The sequence below is a fragment of the Comamonas thiooxydans genome, from assembly GCF_000964545.1.
Taxonomy (GTDB): domain Bacteria; phylum Pseudomonadota; class Gammaproteobacteria; order Burkholderiales; family Burkholderiaceae_C; genus Comamonas; species Comamonas thiooxydans.
Genome location: NZ_BBVD01000001.1, coordinates 169,911 through 187,607, shown reverse-complemented (window position 1 = coordinate 187,607; position 17,697 = coordinate 169,911). Strand labels below are relative to the sequence as shown.

Below are 17,697 nucleotides of genomic sequence, written 5' to 3'. Positions count from 1 at the left end.
AGCTGCTTTCGCATTTATTCATTGAGTTTCAGTCGAAAAATCATCTGAAATGAAGTGCATAAGAGCGGTAGATGCTATGCTTTTTGTAGACCGTTCGGCTGCAGCCAGCGTGGCGGCCTGAAGACCAGCACATTGCCGGCCATCACCAGGGCCAGGCCCAGCAGTCCCACAGCAGTCCATTCATAGCCTTCCACCACGGCCGAGATATTGAGCGCCACTATGGGGAACAGCACCGTGGCATAAGCGGCTTTCTCGGGGCCCAGTCGACCCACCAGTGTGAGGTAGGCGGTAAAGGCAATCACCGAGCCGGGAATGGCCAGATACAGCAGTGCGCCTGCATATTGCGGGCTGGTGTCAAAGTGCCAGGGCAGACCGGCGATCAGCGCATACGCTAGCAGCAGCAGCGTGCCGGCCAGCATGCCCCAGGCATTGGTGTGCAGCGGCTTGTAGCCCAGGCCCTGCAGCGATGCAGAAAGCATGTTCCCGCAGGAAAAGCACAGCGTTCCACCCAGCGCCCACAACAGACCTTGCCAGCTGGCGTGCTGACCCTGCTGCAGCTCTGGCCAGAACAGAATCACCAGACCCGTCAGGCCCAGAGCGCTGCCTGCGAGCACATTGGGCGCAAGCCTGCGGCCATGGATGACTCGCGCCAGAAATGCATTCCAGATGCTGGCACTGGAAAACACCACGGCAGCCAGGCCGCTGGTCAGGGTCTCGCTGGCGTGCATGAAGCAGACAAAGTTCAGGCTGAACAGGCATAGTCCCTGGCCCAGCACGCGTGGAATGGCTGCGCCGCGGGGGACGCGCCACTGGCGGGTCAGCAGCAGCCAGGCAAAAAGCACCAGGGAGGCAAGACCAAAGCGGTAGGCGATGGACAGCTCTACGGGGACGCTGCCCAGTTGCATCTTGAGAGCGATCCAGGTGGAGCCCCAGATCAGCACGACCAGGGCATAAAGAGGTAAAAGCATGGCAAGTCTTGGTGCTTGGAAGAACCAGATCTTGCGCGCCTGGATTGGCTCTGCATTGCACATTCCTGCGGTTTTGTGGCGCTGCAGCAAGCGCGGCCAGATAGCTGGCGCCACAATGCAGGCATGCCCGCCAGCGCTGTATCCGCCCCGTCGCATCTGAGTCATGTACTGGCTCGGTCACGCGCCCAGATCAGGCGCAGAGCGGGTTTGAGTCAGTCGCTGGAATTGGCAATCTGGACCAATCACGATGATGAGGTGCACTACCGGCAGCAAGGCCATCACACGCTGTCTGTCTATCTGGCCGGAGGTCGGGGATCGCAACTCAAGGGCGATGCACTGGCCCGAGGCGAAGCAGGGCGCTTTTGCGTTCTCCCGGCCGAGCATGAATCGCGCTGGCTGGTGCGTGAGCCTGTGCAGTTTCTGCACCTGTATGTCTCTGACATTGCCTGGGCCGACCGAGTGGTGCGCCTGCTGGATGCCGAGCCGCGCAGCATTACGCTGACACCGCAGATTTATTCCCAGGATCCAATCTATGCGCAATGGTCGCAGGCGCTGTGGCGACTGGACTGGAGTGAGGCTCACGACATATGGCGAGCGGACTTCCTGAGCCAGCAAGTGCTGGATCGGCTGGTGCTGCAATCGGCGGCGCCCTGGCAGCGGCACAAGCTGCTGAAACCGTTGGGTGGCCTGTCATCCACGGCCCGGCGCAAGGTGCTTGACTATGTGGAGGCTCATCTGGCCGACAGCAAAGCCCTGAGCTTGCCCGCGCTGGCGCAGGTCGTGGCCTTGTCCGAATATCACTTTGCCCGTATGTTCCATCAAAGCATGGGATGCACCGTGCATGACTGGGTCATGCAGCGGCGTCTGCAGCAGGTCTGCGCCCGCCTGCTGGGCAGCGCAGGCGGTGCAAGAGGACGCACGCCGCAGCTTGCATGGCTGGCCGCCGAAACGGGGTTTGCCAATGCCAGTCATTTGCTGCGCAGCTTTCGCAAGCACTATGGGCTTACTCCTACGCAACTGGCTCGTTGCTGGCGCGATGCTTGAACTTGATATACCGCAAGCAGGGCGGTTGCGGATCTGCTTTTTGCTGTTTTTTGCGCATTCGGGTCTTGAAACCCCCTGTTTGACTATCAGATAAATGGCAATGAATCTGATTGGAGCGAAAGCGACAAACCATGCGAATTGACAAACTGACGACCAAATTCCAAGAAGCCTTGGCCGACGCGCAGTCCCTGGCGCTCGGTGCTGATCAATCCACCATCGACCCTCTGCACCTGCTGGTTGCCATGCTGCGCCAGGACGACGGCCCGCGTGCGCTGCTGCAGCGCGCCGGCGGCAATGTGCAACAACTCAAGAACCTGGCAGAACAGGCCATGGCTGATCTGCCGCGCGTGCAGCAGCAAGGCGATGTGCAGGTCGGCTCCGAGCTGGCTCGGCTGCTACAGGCCAGCGAAAAAGAAGCCCTCAAGCGCGGTGACCAGTTCATCGCCAGCGAGCTGTTTCTGCTGGCGCTGGCCGATGCCGCAGGCTCGGCCACGCGTGCCGGTGCCTTGCTCAAGCAGAGCGGCGTGAGCAAATCCAGCCTGGAGGCAGCCATCAATGCCGTGCGAGGAGGGCAGAACGTGGACAGTGCAGAAGCCGAAGGCCAGCGCGAAGCGCTCAAGAAATACACGCTGGATCTGACCGAGCGCGCCCGCAGCGGCAAGCTCGATCCCGTGATCGGCCGCGACGATGAAATCCGCCGCGCCATCCAGGTGCTGCAGCGCCGCAGCAAGAATAACCCCGTGCTCATCGGCGAGCCCGGCGTGGGTAAGACCGCCATTGTCGAAGGCCTGGCCCAGCGCATCGTGGCCGGCGAAGTGCCCGAGAGCCTGCAGAACAAGCGCGTGCTGTCGCTGGACATGGCGGGCCTGCTGGCCGGTGCCAAGTACCGCGGCGACTTCGAGGAGCGCCTCAAATCCGTGCTCAAGGAAATCGCACAGGACGAAGGCCGCATCATTCTTTTCATCGACGAGATCCACACCATGGTGGGTGCCGGCAAGGCCGATGGCGCCATGGACGCCGGCAATATGCTCAAGCCCGCGCTGGCGCGCGGCGAGCTGCATTGCGTGGGTGCGACCACGCTCGATGAGTACCGCAAGTACATCGAAAAGGATGCCGCTCTGGAGCGCCGCTTCCAGAAGGTCATCGTGGACGAGCCTTCGGTGGAAGACACCATCGCCATTCTGCGCGGCCTGCAGGTGAAGTACGAGGCGCATCACAACGTCGATATCACCGACCCCGCCATCGTTGCCGCTGCGGAGCTGAGCCATCGCTACATCACCGACCGCTTCCTGCCCGACAAGGCCATTGACCTGATCGACGAAGCCGCGGCCAAGATCAAGATCGAGATGGACTCCAAGCCCGAGGTGATGGACAAGCTCGAGCGCCGCATGATCCAGCTCAAGATCGAGCGCGAGGCCATGAAGCGCGAGAAGGACGAGGCTTCGCAAAAGCGTCTGCAGCTGATCGAGGAAGAGCTCGAAAGCCTGGAGCGCGAGTACGCCGACCTTGAGGAGATCTGGAAGGCCGAGAAAGCCAGCGCTCTGGGTTCGGAGCAGATCCGCAAGGAAGTGGATCAGCTGCGCATACAGATCGAGGAGTTCAAGCGCAAGGGCGATTTCAACAAGGTGGCCGAGCTGCAGTACGGCAAGCTGCCGGCACTCGAAAAGCAGCTGCACGAAGCCCAGGCCAAGGAAGAGGGCCAGGACGGCGCGACTGCCAACAAGCTGCTGCGCACCCAGGTCGGAGCCGAGGAGATCGCCGAGGTAGTGAGTCGTGCCACTGGCATCCCCGTGGCCAAGATGATGCAGGGCGAAAAAGACAAGCTGCTGCACATGGAAGACAAGCTGCACGAGCGCGTGGTGGGCCAGGAGGAGGCGATTAGCGCCGTGGCCAATGCCATTCGCCGCTCGCGCTCGGGTCTGTCCGATCCCAATCGCCCCACCGGCTCCTTCCTGTTCCTCGGCCCCACGGGCGTGGGCAAGACAGAGCTGTGCAAGGCGCTGGCAGGCTTCCTGTTCGACAGCGAGGACCATCTGGTGCGTATTGACATGAGTGAGTTCATGGAAAAGCACTCTGTGGCACGCTTGATCGGTGCGCCCCCCGGCTATGTGGGTTACGAGGAAGGCGGCTACCTGACGGAAGCCGTGCGTCGCAAGCCCTATAGCGTGCTGCTGCTGGACGAGGTGGAAAAAGCCCACCCTGATGTCTTCAATGTATTGCTGCAGGTTCTGGACGATGGCCGGTTGACCGATGGCCAGGGCCGCACGGTGGACTTCAAGAACACCGTGATCGTGATGACCAGCAATATCGGCTCGCATCTGATACAGGCCATGGTTGGCGAGGATGCCGATGATGTGAAGGAAGCGGTCTGGGGGGAACTTAAAAACCATTTCCGACCCGAATTCTTGAACCGCATCGATGAAACCGTGGTCTTCCATGCACTGGATGCCAAGAACATCGAGGCGATTGCCAGGATTCAGCTGAAGTTGCTGGAAAGCCGTCTGCAGAAGATGGAACTGAGCATGCAGGTGTCCGAGCAGGCCCTGGCCGAGCTGGCCAAGGTGGGCTTCGATCCCGTGTTCGGTGCCCGTCCGCTCAAACGCGCAATCCAGCAGCGTATTGAAAACCCGCTGTCCAAGTTGTTACTTGAGGGGAAATTCCCGCCCAAGAGTACGATAGCTGTGACAGTCGACCCGGTGAATGATCCCGGGGTGTTCCGGTTCGAGTCCGCAGGCGCTGCCTGAGGACCTGAACCCTAGAAAGAGGTATTGCTTTGAACGATTTCGCCGCCACTGCAACCCGCTGGGCCGTCCGCATCATGCTGATGCTGGTGGGCTTGGTGTTTTTCCTGTGCCTGATGGCCGTGGCCTGCCTCATCGCCCTGGCCTGGGGTGCGCGCGCCCTGTGGGCCAGGCTCACGGGCCAGCCCGTGGTGCCCATGAGCATGGGTGCCATGAGCCCCTTTGCCGGCTGGCAGACGGTGTACCGCTCGGGGGCCGAGTGGATGGCGCAATCGTCGGGCAATGCCGATGCCAAGAAGGATGGGCGTGAAGCCCGCGGGCGTCGCGGCGTTCTGCCGGGTGCCGGCGATGTGACCGATGTGCAGCCACGCGAGGTGCACGAGTCGTAATGACAAGCGCTTACACAGGCTTCATACTTTGGAGCAGGTGAGGCAATAAAGGGCCGCAGGCTTGTTTCGCGGTCAACACACAAGAGCCTGTGCAGTGTTGCATCAGGCTCTTTTTTTACGCTGTGTTTACGCAGTCTCGCGGTATGGTCGGGACTGTGATCTTGGGATTTTCAGACAGGCATGAACTACATGGACTTGCACCGCATTTTTGACTTGCAGTACCAAGCCAGCCGCACGCAGGTCGATGTACCTTTGCTGGTGCGCCGGGAGAGGCTGCTGCGTCTGCAGAAGATGCTGGACGAGAACGGCCCGGCTTTGTGCGCGGCGGTGGAGCAGGACTTTGGCGTGCGCTCCGAGCGCTGGACCGAGATGCTGGATCTGATGCTGGTGCGCAATATGCTCAGGCACACGCTCAAGCATCTGCCCAAGTGGAGCAAGCGTCAGCGCGTGCGCACGCCACTGATGCTGCAGCCGGGCAAGGCCTGGGTGGAGCGCCAGCCTCTGGGCGTGGTGGGCATCATCTCGCCCTGGAACTATCCGCTGCAGCTATCGCTGGCGCCGGCCATCACGGCTCTGGCGGCGGGAAATCGCGTGATGCTCAAGCCCAGCGAGCTGACGCCGCATACCTCGGCAAAAATGGGCGAGCTGGTCGCCCAGTTCTTTGCACCCGAAGAGTTCTGCGTGATCGAGGGAGACGTGGCCGTGGCCACGCAGTTCTCGGGTCTGCAATTCGATCATCTGCTGTTCACAGGCTCCACGGCCGTGGGGCGGCGTGTGGCGCAGGCGGCAGCCGTGCACCTGACACCCACCACGCTGGAGCTCGGGGGCAAGTCGCCCTGCATCATTGCGCAGGACTGCGATATGCAGGCCGCTGCGCTCAAGGTGGCCTATGGCAAGCTGGTCAATGCCGGGCAGACCTGCATTGCTCCCGACTATGTGCTGCTGCCGCGCGGCAAGGAGCAGGAGTTTGCCGAGGCCTATCAGGCGGCGGTGCAGCAGCTGTACCCGCGCATCTCGGGCAACCCGGATTACACGGCCATCATCAGCAAGCGCCATCTGGCACGACTCAAGCAGATGCTGCGTCAGGCGCAAAGCCTGGGAGCGCAGGTGCACTGGATGCATGAGGCCGCAGCCCCTGCGGTCGATGGCGACACCACGGCCTGGGGCGAGGCGGTGGAGCGCCAGTTCGCTCCGGCGCTGGTGTTCGGCGCCACGGGCGAGATGCAGCTGATGCAGGAAGAGATCTTCGGCCCCATCCTGCCTGTGATCTCCTATGAGCATATCGAAGACGTGATCAATGCCATCAACGCCAGCCCGCGCCCGCTGGCGCTGTACTGGTTTGGCAACGACGAGGCCGAGCGCAATGCGGTGTTGATGCGCACCGTCAGCGGAGGCGTCTGTGTGAACGACACCTTGCTGCATGTGGCGCATGAGAACTTGCCATTCGGTGGTGTCGGCGACAGCGGCTGGGGTGCCTATCACGCAGAGCAGGGCTTTTTGCGCTTTGTGCACCAGAAGGCGGTTTTCGTGCAGTCGCGCTGGGCGGCGACTTCCCTGCTGTACCCGCCGTTCGGGGAGAAATTCGACCGGGTGATGGACTTCATGCGACGCTGGCTCTGAAGTTTCTTGACCGTCGAACAGGGATTGAGCGCTTCGGTGCTGTCGTGAGCGCTTGCCAGATTGTCATCAAATGTGACGCAAACCATTGATGGTTGCGGGCTTGCTGCTCTGCTTAGTGGAGCGCATAGCACATAGATTGCGCCATAGCAAGAAATTGCGAACAGCCGCAGTTGAGCAAATGGCTAACCACTGCACCGCGTGCCAAAACTCTGAATCTGTAGACAATTACGCCCTTCTATTCTTACATGTTTCCGCCCCGGTTTTTCCATGTCTAGTATCCAGGTCCGTCCCGCTACTCTTCGCGATGCAAAAGCGATTGCCCAGATCCATACTGCTTCCGCACTGGAGGCTTATCGAGGTCTGGTTCCCGATGATCAACTGAAGGCCATGTCCTCGGTTGAAAAGCGCCAGGCTTACTGGCGCGAAGCTATTGAATACTGTGAGCCACAGGTCCAGGTCGCCATTGACGGCGACAAGATCGTTGGCTTTGTCGGCTTTGACCGCTCCCGTGATGAAAAGTCCCGCCAGACCACCGGCGAGATCTGGGCTATCTATGCAGCTCCCTCGCACTGGAATCAAGGTGTTGGCGTTGCCCTGTGGGACGCCGCCCGAGATGGTCTGCTGGAAGAAGGCTGCACCAATGTGACAGCCTGGATTCCGCTGCGCAACGAGCGTGCCCTGCGTTTCCATGAAATGGCAGGCTTCAAGCGTGAAATGTCCACGGCCAAGACGGCTGTGATTGGCAGCATCAAGATTGAAGAAGTGCGCGTCAAGCGTCCTCTGAACGGCTGATCACAGCGTTCAGCACTCACTGAAAGACAGGCCGTGACGTCTCCCAACAGCAAGCTCGCGGCCTCAGTCTGCGCTCCCGCATCTGCTTTCGACCTGCTGCAATGGCAGGAGCAAGCCCAGGCCCATACGGCTTTGTGGCGCAGCGAAAGCAGCTTGCCCAAGCCCCGCCGCATCGAAGTTGCCGATGACACCATGCCCGCTGATACGGCGTTTCGCCATATCAGTGAAGGTGCGTCGCTGCTGTGGCGCGGTGATTTTCAGAATGCGCGTCAGTTGTTGCTGGCACTGGGCCGCCGGCTGGACAAGAAGTCGCGACGCAAGAGCCCGGCAAAGAGCCCTGCTGCTGCAGGTTTTCCCCACGCTTTTCATCTGTACCGCCAGTCCCAGGCCCAGCGTGCACGCATGCTGGCCAGCATTCTGATCGAGCTGAATGTTCAATGGCATTGCGCCTTGCGCCGGGCTCCTGACTGGAGCCAGGCCTGCTCTGAAGCTTGGGGCACAGTTCCGGCCGAAGTGGATGCGCAGTCCGTGCTGGTGCCGCTGCGCGATCTGCTGGGGGTGGTCGGCGCCCATGAGTGGCGCAAGAAGGGGGTGGAGATTCCTGCCCTGGATGGCGCCCGCATTCATGCGCACTACGGTGTTTTCTCACCCGTGCGCGGCGAGTATCTCGATCTGGTGGCGCGTGCGAGCATTCCCGCAGCCGGTCTGGAGCAGGCCTGGGATATTGGTGTCGGCACGGGCGTGCTCTCGGCATTGCTTCTCAAGCGCGGCGTGAAGTCGGTGGTCGCCACCGATACCAGCGAGCGTGCGCTGGCCTGCGCCTGCGAGAATCTGCAGCGCCTGGGTCATGCTTCCCGGGTGGAGCTGCAGCATGCCGATCTGTTTGCGCAAGGGCAGGCCGGTCTGATCGTCTGCAACCCGCCCTGGCTGCCGGGAAAGGCAGCATCGGTGCTCGATCAGGCGATTTATGACGAAGACAGCCGCATGCTGCGCGGCTTTCTGCAAGGGCTGGCGGCACACCTGCTGCCAGGTGGCGAAGGCTGGCTCATCATCTCCGACCTGGCCGAGCATCTGAAGCTGCGCACGCGTGACGAGCTGCTGGGCTGGATTGAAGCCGCCGGACTCAAGGTGCTGGGGCGTGAAGATGTTCGCCCGCATCATGGCAAGGTACAGGACCGAGAGGACCCTCTGCACATTGCGCGCTCTGCCGAAGTGACCTCGCTCTGGCGTCTGGCCAAGGCGGGCTGACAGTCAGGCTGCTAGGCCGCTGCGCCTTGCAGTTCCTGGCAGGTTGGATCGGCTGCTTCCCCATGCGCTAGCAGGGCCGCCAGCCTCTCGCGCAGCGAATGTGCGCGCTCTTCGCCTGCATATTCCTGTACCGCCGCCAACAGGCTGATGCCTGCGCTGCGCAAGCTGTGCAGGTCTCTGGCCTCGCGCAGTTGGGTGCGCAAGGTCTGGGCCAGGGCCTCATGGCGGTTGGCAAACAGGCGCTCGCCCATATCGAATAAATACATGCGCGTGCCCGCCATATTGATGGCTGGTGTCGAATCAGTGGCTTCTTCGGCTGGCGCCAGGGCAGGTGTGGCCGGGCTGTCTCCAACTTTGGCGAGAGGGATCGCTGGATGAGTGGCCAGACTGCGCGCTTTGGAGCCGCTGGTTGGCACCAGTTGAAGATATCCCTGCTCCACCAATTGCTGGGCCAGTGCGGCATGATCGCTGCCCAACATGGCGGCAAGTTCTTCCATGCTCTTACCGCCGGCCAGCAACAGCAGGGAGCGCGCGCGCTGCGGCAACTGGCGCGATCCGGGCTGAAGTTCCTCCTGTGCCTTGGCGGTTTTCTGCAAAATCATGGCTGCTTCTGTCTGGCGCATTACAAGTGCGGATGCGCTATTGCATGGGCTGACGATGACACTGGTGTGAATCTGCGCCAATTCGCAGTGGATCGGCCAGTCATTACTGCCCAAGCTTGCCAATTGCTTCTGAATTAATAGCTGCTGGCGTTTTCTGAATAAGCGCCGCAGGCCAATCTGATTTGAATCTGAAATGAGACTGCTGCTTGCGCCCATGGAAGGGCTGCTGGATTTTGTGTTGCGCGATGTGCTGACCCGAGTGGGCGGCGCGGATCGCTGTGTGTCCGAATTCATTCGCATCAGCGGCTCGCTGCTGCCGGACAAGGTTTATCTGCGTACCATGCCCGAGCTGCGCAACGGCAGCCGGACGCTGGCCGGCGTGCTGGTGCGGGCGCAACTGCTGGGCTCGGACCCCGTCAGCATGGCCGAGAACGCGGCCAATCTGGCGCGCCTGGGCCCCGAGGGCATCGATCTGAATTTCGGCTGCCCGGCCAAGGTGGTCAACCGCCATGGCGGCGGTGCATCGCTGCTGCAGGATCCCGAGCAGATCGTGCGCGTGGTGGACGCCGTGCGCCGTGCCGTGCCCGCGCAGATGCCGGTGTCGGCCAAGATGCGGCTGGGTTTCAACGACCGGGCGCTGATGACCGAATGCGCCCAGGCCATGGAGCAGGGCGGTGCCTGTGAGATCGTCGTCCATGCGCGTACCAAGCTGGACGGCTATCGTCCGCCGGCCTATTGGGAAGAGATTCCGCGCATCCGCGAGGCGGTGGGCGTGAATGTGGTGGCCAATGGGGAGATCTGGACTGTGGAAGAGGCCTTGCGCTGCCGCGAAGTTTCGGGCTGCGACGATCTGATGCTCGGGCGTGGCATTGTGGCCGACCCGGGTCTGGCCCTGGCCGTGCGCCGCGCCGTGGAGCACGGCAGCGTCAGCACGGTCGCTGGCATTGACTGGCTGGTGCTGGTGCCCCAGGTGCAGCGTTTTTGGCATATGGTCTGCGAGGATCTGGAGCCGCGCCAGCGTGCGGGTCGCCTCAAGCAGTGGCTCAACCTCATGCGCAGACGTTTTCCCGAGGCCGAGCTGGCTTATCAGGAAGTGCGCACCCAGACCGATCAACGCGCCATCAGCGACTGGGTACATGCGCTGCCACAGCGTGATCTGCAGCAGGAATGGGCCTGGCCGCAAACCACGCCTAAAGCAGACTGTCCGGAGCCAGAGGCCCGAGCAGCAGCAGCATAAGGCGCAGCCCCAGGCTGGCATCGGGCTCCGAGTAAGAGTCCGCTAGCCCGCTGTCCTGAGGTGCACGCCAGACCAGCTTTCCCTTGGGATCCAGGTCCACCCGCCAGCTGTTTTCGGGCAGGCTTTCATCGATGCTGTCGCCGGCCAGCTGGCTGAAGCGGCGGCTGGCGATCAGCACGGCGATCTCGGTGTTCTGCAGGCGTGAGCGCATATCCAGATTCATGGAACCCACGGCGACCAGCCGCCCGTCTATGACCAGCAGCTTGGTGTGCAGCATGGCCCGCGAAGCACCGGAGCTGCCCCCGCTGGAGCCCGTGCCGCCTGCGCGCAGGGCGGAGCTGACATTGGCCGCTTCGCTGCGCATTTCGTGCAATTCGATGCCCATCTCCAGTAGTGCCTTGCGGTGGCGGGCATAGCCGGCATGTGCCAGTGGAGCATCGTTGGAGGCCAGGGAGTTGGTCAGTACCCGGATGCGTACGCCTTTGCTGCGTGCGGTGCGAAAGGCATCCATGATCTCCGACCCCGGTACAAAGTAGGGCGAAACGACCAGCAAGTCCCGCCTGGCAGAGCGAATCAGAGCCAGCAGACCATCGACCACCGACTCGGCATTCAGCGCTGGTGTGGCCAAGGGGGGGAGGCTGTTGGCGTCGTCGGCCTTGAGCACCGCTGCTTCGAATGACTCATCGGCGGCAGTCCGCTCCGCCCCTTCTGCGGGAATCTTGGTCGGGCTGTCGGCCAGCACCATGGCCTGGGCCCAGATCCATGGGATCTGGTTCAGATTCAAAGGGCTGTCTTCGGGTTCCGGCTTGGGGACGGTGGTGTTACGGGCATGCTCGGCTTCGCTCCTGGCGTCTTCCTGTTCAAACTGCTTTTTGAGTTTGAGCAAGTCAGGCTCGCTGATCAGCGACTGCACGGGGTAGGCGCGCACATTGTTCCAGTAGCGGTCGAAGCTGCGCGACAAATCCTTGACGACCGGGCCGCCGGTCAAGACATCGAGATCGACAAAATTGCCTTCATTGGAGGCGTCAAAGTAGGCATCGCCCAGATTGCGCCCGCCAATCACGGCCAGGGTGTTGTCGGCTACAAACAGCTTGTTGTGCATGCGCTGCTGCGCGCGCTGAAAGTCGGTCAGCAAGGTCCAGGCGCGGCCGATGGTGGAGGCGCGCGAGCCGGCCAGCGGGTTGAACATGCGCATCTCCACATTGGGCACAAAAGCCAGGCGCATGACCTGCGCGTCCGGCCCCGTGCTGTGGAAGTCGTCCAGCAGCACGCGTATGCGCACGCCGCGCCTGGCAGCCTGCACGACGGCGCGCAGCAGTCGCCCGGTACTTTGGTCTGCATGGATGGCGTAGTACTGCAGATCCAGCGTTTTCTGTGCGTTTTCCACCAGCGCCATGCGGCTGCTGAGGGCATGCTTGGGGCCGGAGAGCAAGGCAAAAGCCGAGGCATCTGGCTTTGCCTTGGCCGGGCGAGCCTGAGAGATGAACAGGCCCAGCTCGGTGCTTTGGGGCTGGCTCAGTGCGGTGCTGACGGGGCGCTCCACATCCTTGGGCAGCGACGCCGCGCAACCTGTGAGCAGTATCGCGGCAATGACGCCGGCAAGCAGCGCCAGATGCTTTTGCGGCCCTGATGGCTGCAGCCGTGACGATGTTGAGATAGAAGCCGTCATTGCTGCTTTGTAACCCATGATGACCGGGTTCACATGTCGGACACAGACTGCGCTAGAACTGCTCTCGGCCCTGGACTCTGGCAACAATGCGCAGGTCCGGTCCAAGGCGGGCGATATCATGGAACACCAGTGGCAGACCTTGGTCCAGGGTGTCGAGCGGGCCGAAGTTGGCAATACCCATGGCACCCATTCCCAGCAGCCTGGGGGCCTGATAGAAGAGAAGCTCATCGACCAAGCCTTCGCGAATCAGTGAGCCGTTGAGCTTGAAGCCAGCTTCCACATGCAGTTCATTCGTGCCGCGCGCGGCCAGATCCCGCAGCATGGCCGCCAGATCGACCTTGCCTGCAGCATTGGGCATAGCAATAACCGTAGCGCCTAGCGCTTGCAGTGCTTCAATTTTGGATTGCTTTGTGCTGCAGGTATAGATGAGGCAACCGCTAGGTGCTTTCAAAACATGAGCATCCAGCGGGATGTCCAGCTTGCTGTCCACCACGGCAATGCGTGGCTGGCGTGGCGTGTCTACATCACGCACATTCATGCGCGGATTGTCTTCAAGCACCGTGCCTATGCCGGTCAAAATTGTGCAGGCACGGGCACGCCAGGCATGTCCGTCGGCCCGGGCGGCCGCCGAGGTAATCCACTGGCTTTGGCCGTTGTGCAAGGCCGTGACGCCGTCCAGCGAGCTGGCAGCCTTCATGCGCACCCAGGGTGTGCCGCGAATCATGCGGCTGAAAAAGCCGATATTGAGCTCGCGTGATTCAGCTCCGCCGGGGCCGATCTCCACATTAACACCCGCAGCGCGCAGCCGCTCGAAACCCTGGCCGGCCACTTGCGGATTGGGATCCGTCAGTGCTCCCACCACCTTGCCGATGCCGGCTGCGATCAAGGCGTCGCAGCAGGGGCCGGTACGGCCATGGTGCGAGCAGGGCTCCAGCGTCACATAGGCCGTGGCTCCACGCACATCGTTGCCTTTGGCTGCAGCATCGCGCAAAGCCATCACCTCGGCGTGCGGGCCACCGGCCTGCTGGGTAAAGCCCTGGCCGATGATGCGGTCCGAGGCATCGACGATCACGCAGCCAACACGCGGGTTGGGTGAAGAAAGAAAAAGCGCCTGAGCAGCCTGCTCAAGCGCTTTGTTCATGAAGTGGGCAGAGGGTGTCATGCCCAGGATGGTAATGCAGAGGGCTCTGCGTTACTTGGTCCAGCAGTCCGAGGCCGTGGTACCGCTTGCTAGATTGTCAGCACTCTTGACCCCTGTGTTGCTGAGGGTGAAGTCTCCGCACTTGTCAGTTGCCTGCGCTCCCGGGTTTTTGCGTTTGGCGATCAAAGTGTAGGCGGCAGTGGAGCTGGCTTTCATTTCGATCTGGTAGCGCTTGCTGGCGTCGGTGGACCAGGACAGGTTGGCGGGTAGCACCTTGGTGAGGTCTGCATTGGTTGGATAGACCCCGGTTGCCGTGGCTGCACGCTCCATCCAGAGCTGGGCTTGCAGCAGGCCGGCGCGTGCATCCGCTCTATGGCCGCGGCGCACATACTCGGTATAGCTGGGGTAGGCGATGGCACTCAGGATACCGACGACGGCCACGACGATCATCAATTCGATCAAGGTGAAGCCTTTTTGCTGTTTTTTTTGCATTTTCATTTTTCCTCATGAAGCAGGCAGCGCTCAACGCAGCTGACGCCAGCTGGGGCGCAGCGACTGCTCGGGCATGCGTGCCAGCATCTCTTTATCATTCTTGGTGTCGATATCTGCGATCTTGTTTTTCTGGGCTATTAGCGTGTGGGAGCCTTTGCTTACCTTGACGCGAGACACATTCAGATCCAGCGAGTTGTAGAGACCGTCGTTGTTTTTATCAACGATCTGAACCGACGGACGAAGCCCATCCATGATGTTGATAAAGGTGCGGTACTGGCGCTCTCCATCGACCGTCGTGGATTCACAGCTTTCCACATTGGGGTCTACATCGGTGCCCTTGGCCGGAACCTGAGAGTAAATGGCCAGGATATTGCTGCCGTCATAGAACTCCATGGGTTTGAGCTGACGCTCTCCTACGGCCGGCAAGTCCAGATACCAGCCGTTGTAGTTGGCCCAGGTGCTGGTGGTGAGCTTGTTGTCGTCATTACTTGCTCCAACAGCGCCAAAGTCACCGTTGCTCAGTTCCGTAATGCTTTGCTGAGCAAGCTTGGCTGCGGTTACGCCGGTGCCCAAGGCCGTGGGGACTGGAATGCAGGTTCCGTTGGGGGTTGTGCAGGATGTATTGCCACTATTGACTTGTACGCGTGGGCCAAGGTTTGTGGTAATCAAGTTGTAGCGTGTGTTGTCCAGGACGGAGTAAATGGTTTGCACATTCCGGTTGTTTTCGTCAGCTTTGGTAGCGTTGCGGCCTGTGCCAAAAGCAACCATCATGCCGCCTACAGCAATGGTTTTCTTGTCGTTGCCTGTTCCAATGGTCATTTTCCGGTCGTTGGCACGCACAGTTGGTGGGGCCGTAATGGACTGGACAAGAGTTCTGGTGCTGTTCAAGGATGCGGGGCCTTGCGCAGTGAATAATGGCCTTCCGCTGAAAGCGACTCCCCAGTTGCTTGCATCAGCACTGGTGAGATCAAACTTCCACATATTGCCCAAGTTATCACCAGCGTATGCAATATCAGGCAATCCATCACCATTGAGGTCAACCAAGCGGGGGGCAGCCAGGCCATTGTCGTTGGCAATGCCACTACCTGTACCAATGTCTGCAGTACTCGCATCAACGGCGCCTACGACAGGGATACGCTTGAGTTCCATATCGTTGTCCAGATACTGAATCAGCAATACGGGGCGTTGGTTGCTGCTGTTGTAGCCGTTACCCATAACAACTGCCCAGCGGTTGTTATTCATGCGCGTGATCTGTGTGGTGCGCATAGGGTTGTTCTCATCAGCGACGGGTGTTGCTGTGATGTTACCAATGTCACGATCCTCCGATACGGCTTTGGCACAGGCCGTCTTTTCGGGAGTACTCATGCCAGTCAATGCGCAGTTGGGTGCTGCTGCGGCATTCATCGCAGCATCAGTACTGCGAGTTCGGTCTAATTTGACGAGGCTCGAAGCCGCTGTCGTGGAAAAGCTATCTGGGTTGGTGACATCCAAAACAAAATAACCTTTTCCGCCAGCGCCCAGTGAACCAACCAGAATTGTTTTCCAGTTGTTGCCAGGGTTGGTGTCTGTGTCGATGTTTGAGCCGATATAGATATCCCCTGTCATTGGGGAGCCGTCAACAAAATTGCGATGCTTTTGGTTGTATGTGGGGTCTGTAAGGCGACCTAAGCTAGGGATGATTCCCTGCGGAATGTATGCAATTTTCTCTGTGCCATCAGCAGCAGAGAATCCATGCAGCATTCCGTCATTGCCACCTGCATAAATCATCGGCGTTCTTGTACCCTTGGATCGGGTGAAGTCTGCATAGCCCTTTAAAGCGTAGTTGCTCGAAGGAGCTCCAGTAAACCAGATAATGGAGTTGATGATGTCTCCTTGGATACTCTTGCGCTCACGAAACGGCTTGGCTGCTGTGTAGCCGGTGCTTTCAGAGCCTTCAAGGGTTCGTATGCCTCGTATAAAGTTCAGGCGGTTTTGCCCAGCTGCTGCACCTTCGTCGGTTCCAGATCCATCAGGCTTCTTCTGTAACCATAGCTTTTGGGCTGTGCTTAGTGTGGATTCATCATTTGCCCACAGGAATGGAACGCCACCCTGATACTTGTCCTCGCTCCCCCATTTGTCACTCCAGCTGAGGATGGTTCTGCTGGTTGTATTTTTTGTGGCACCTGTTGCATTTAAGGCGTCAAGCTTTTCTGCCGTATTCTGACCACCCCATCCAGGAGTGGATATTATCGATCCATCTGTTCTGACAGTTTCAGCCTTGATGAAGCCTTTCCAGCCATTTTTGGGTTCATAATTTCCTGTGAACTTTCCAACGTCATAGCGCGTATTATTGGATCCACTTGTAGCAGTGGATGTCATATCTGGATCAGTTTGGGTGTTGATTTGCCCAAAAATTTCACGGAATGCTTTTTCTAGATCTTCACCTTTCTCAACAGCATAAAAGCGACCACGACCATTTAAGGCAGCATGCCAAAGATCAAGAGATCTCTTGTTTTCATTGTCCATCGCAGGCCAGGATTTGTTTCCTGTAACGAAATCAAGAAAGCTTCCGTTGTATCCAAATGGAACTTTATTAGTCGGTGCAATAATGTCAGATGCGCCAGGCCAAGTTACAGCCATATTGCTGAATCCAATGGTGTAGGTGACCATATGGGGCCAGTTGGCAGGGTTGAACTTTGGGTTCCAGTATCTCTCTAAAATTGCATCGTTGCCTTTTGAGTCTTTTCCGAAATTTTCTTGTTGAGGGGCATTGTCATATTCTGGAGAGGGTTGTATGGATCCTTTTAATCCTTTAACTCCATTTGTCTCGTCTTTTGCTGTTTGTAATGGCGTTCCCCAGCTGTAGAAAGCCCAATCAGCTAGGGTTTCTGTGTGGGAGTCTCTATATAAAGATGTCTGTTTTTGTTGGGCTTGTGTTCCACCATAAATGGTCTCATCTGGTAGGGTTATGTTGGTTGCATTATCTCGACGATTTGTGTCGCCGATGTCATATGATGTATTGTTCCAGCGGCCATCCGTCATCATGATATGGTAGTTTCGACGACAACCGAGGTAAGGTGTAGCTTGACTCCCCGGGTCTGATGCCCAGGGACTATTGATTGATAAGTCGCGACGCATGTAGGCGTCGGCTTGTTTGAACATTAAATGGGAAGGTGTGCCATTATTTGCATCTAATCCATTGATGAAGCTAATGAAGTTATTTCTATGCGTTTCTCCTAAGAAACGCATGGAGTTTTGATTCATTTTATCGGAGTCGACATTCTTTGCGTCAGCTGCACCTCCGTTATTCCACATGGCTTGCCAAGATAGACGAATTTTTCTATCTGGAAGTAAATTTCTATCTCGGAAAACGCCGCCTTCCCAAGTTCCATCGCTCTTTTGTGCTCCAATTAATGCATATTTAAGAACATTAATGCGGCGGCTTGTTACGGGCCAGGTTCCATCTGCATTCGGCTGAGATTCATTGGTGGCGCCACCCCAAATTGCGTTGCCTCTTCTGTCATAGCCTGTAATTACGCATTTGGATGAGCTTTCTGCATTTGAGCAGTAATCCATGCTTCCAGAATCGTCGACGGAGATAATCACATTAGGTGTGACATAGGGCTGCACTGTGCCCGGAGGGGCCTGAAGCAACTCGATGGATGTTGCGATCGAGGGTATTAGAACTGCGCCTGCTGCTATGGCAAGTGACTTTCTTTTGAAGTGAGCGGGCATTTTTTTTTGCATGGCGATCACCTGATCTGATAAGTAGAGA

Annotated in this window: 13 protein-coding genes; 7 read left to right on the top strand and 6 right to left on the bottom strand. The window is 59.1% G+C overall.

The annotated features are described in order from the left end of the window. Positions 1-74: 74 nt before the first annotated feature. Positions 75-968, bottom strand: coding sequence for a DMT family transporter (locus Cth01_RS00840; protein WP_034359762.1), 894 nt, complete (start codon positions 966-968; stop codon positions 75-77). A 207-nt stretch (positions 969-1,175) separates the two neighbouring features. On the opposite strand from Cth01_RS00840, the gene Cth01_RS00835 reads away from it, so the two are divergent. The 6 genes from Cth01_RS00835 (at position 1,176) to Cth01_RS00810 (ending at position 8,802) form a co-directional block, all read left to right on the top strand. Further along, a complete protein-coding gene (locus Cth01_RS00835) occupies positions 1,176-2,012 on the top strand; it encodes a helix-turn-helix domain-containing protein (RefSeq protein ID WP_233425093.1) in 837 nt (278 codons plus the stop codon). Positions 2,013-2,143: 131 nt separating this feature from the next. Next, the gene (gene clpB / locus Cth01_RS00830) at positions 2,144-4,756 is read left to right on the top strand and encodes an ATP-dependent chaperone ClpB (RefSeq protein ID WP_034359764.1); all 2,613 of its coding nucleotides are present in this window, start codon (positions 2,144-2,146) and stop codon (positions 4,754-4,756) included. A 29-nt stretch (positions 4,757-4,785) separates the two neighbouring features. Next, on the top strand, positions 4,786-5,142 hold the full coding sequence (locus Cth01_RS00825; protein WP_034378739.1) for a hypothetical protein: 357 nt from the start codon (positions 4,786-4,788) through the stop codon (positions 5,140-5,142). A gap of 180 nt (positions 5,143-5,322) precedes the next feature. Then, positions 5,323-6,762 carry a coniferyl aldehyde dehydrogenase gene (locus tag Cth01_RS00820; RefSeq protein WP_034389384.1) on the top strand — a complete coding sequence of 480 codons (1,440 nt, stop codon included), beginning with the start codon at positions 5,323-5,325 and terminating at the stop codon, positions 6,760-6,762. A gap of 267 nt (positions 6,763-7,029) precedes the next feature. After that, positions 7,030-7,554, top strand: a complete 525-nt coding sequence (locus tag Cth01_RS00815; RefSeq protein WP_034348967.1) for a GNAT family N-acetyltransferase — start codon at positions 7,030-7,032, stop codon at positions 7,552-7,554. A gap of 33 nt (positions 7,555-7,587) precedes the next feature. Further along, positions 7,588-8,802 carry a methyltransferase gene (locus Cth01_RS00810; protein ID WP_045838318.1) on the top strand — a complete coding sequence of 405 codons (1,215 nt, stop codon included), beginning with the start codon at positions 7,588-7,590 and terminating at the stop codon, positions 8,800-8,802. A gap of 11 nt (positions 8,803-8,813) precedes the next feature. Here the strand turns inward: Cth01_RS00810 and Cth01_RS00805 are convergent, their stop codons facing one another. Then, on the bottom strand, positions 8,814-9,425 hold the full coding sequence (locus Cth01_RS00805) for a hypothetical protein (RefSeq protein ID WP_052703247.1): 612 nt from the start codon (positions 9,423-9,425) through the stop codon (positions 8,814-8,816). Positions 9,426-9,597: 172 nt separating this feature from the next. On the opposite strand from Cth01_RS00805, the gene Cth01_RS00800 reads away from it, so the two are divergent. Further along, positions 9,598-10,641 carry a tRNA dihydrouridine synthase gene (locus Cth01_RS00800; RefSeq protein WP_045838317.1) on the top strand — a complete coding sequence of 348 codons (1,044 nt, stop codon included), beginning with the start codon at positions 9,598-9,600 and terminating at the stop codon, positions 10,639-10,641. On the opposite strand, the gene Cth01_RS00795 is transcribed toward Cth01_RS00800, so the two are convergent. Genes Cth01_RS00795 through Cth01_RS00780 form a run of 4 tightly spaced genes read right to left on the bottom strand, consistent with a single transcriptional unit; the run spans position 10,595 to position 17,669 of the window. After that, positions 10,595-12,310 (bottom strand): phospholipase D-like domain-containing protein, encoded by a 1,716-nt coding sequence (locus Cth01_RS00795; RefSeq protein WP_052703245.1) that lies wholly within the window; start codon positions 12,308-12,310, stop codon positions 10,595-10,597. The two genes, Cth01_RS00800 and Cth01_RS00795, sit on opposite strands and share 47 nt — an antisense overlap. Before the next feature lie 52 nt (positions 12,311-12,362). Beyond that, positions 12,363-13,472, bottom strand: coding sequence for a bifunctional diaminohydroxyphosphoribosylaminopyrimidine deaminase/5-amino-6-(5-phosphoribosylamino)uracil reductase RibD (gene ribD, locus Cth01_RS00790; protein ID WP_045838316.1), 1,110 nt, complete (start codon positions 13,470-13,472; stop codon positions 12,363-12,365). A 30-nt stretch (positions 13,473-13,502) separates the two neighbouring features. Beyond that, positions 13,503-13,943 carry a type IV pilin protein gene (locus tag Cth01_RS00785; RefSeq protein ID WP_003064356.1) on the bottom strand — a complete coding sequence of 147 codons (441 nt, stop codon included), beginning with the start codon at positions 13,941-13,943 and terminating at the stop codon, positions 13,503-13,505. A gap of 30 nt (positions 13,944-13,973) precedes the next feature. Further along, positions 13,974-17,669: a pilus assembly protein gene (locus Cth01_RS00780; RefSeq protein WP_045838315.1), complete on the bottom strand. Its 3,696-nt coding sequence runs from the start codon at positions 17,667-17,669 to the stop codon at positions 13,974-13,976. Positions 17,670-17,697: the final 28 nt, after the last annotated feature.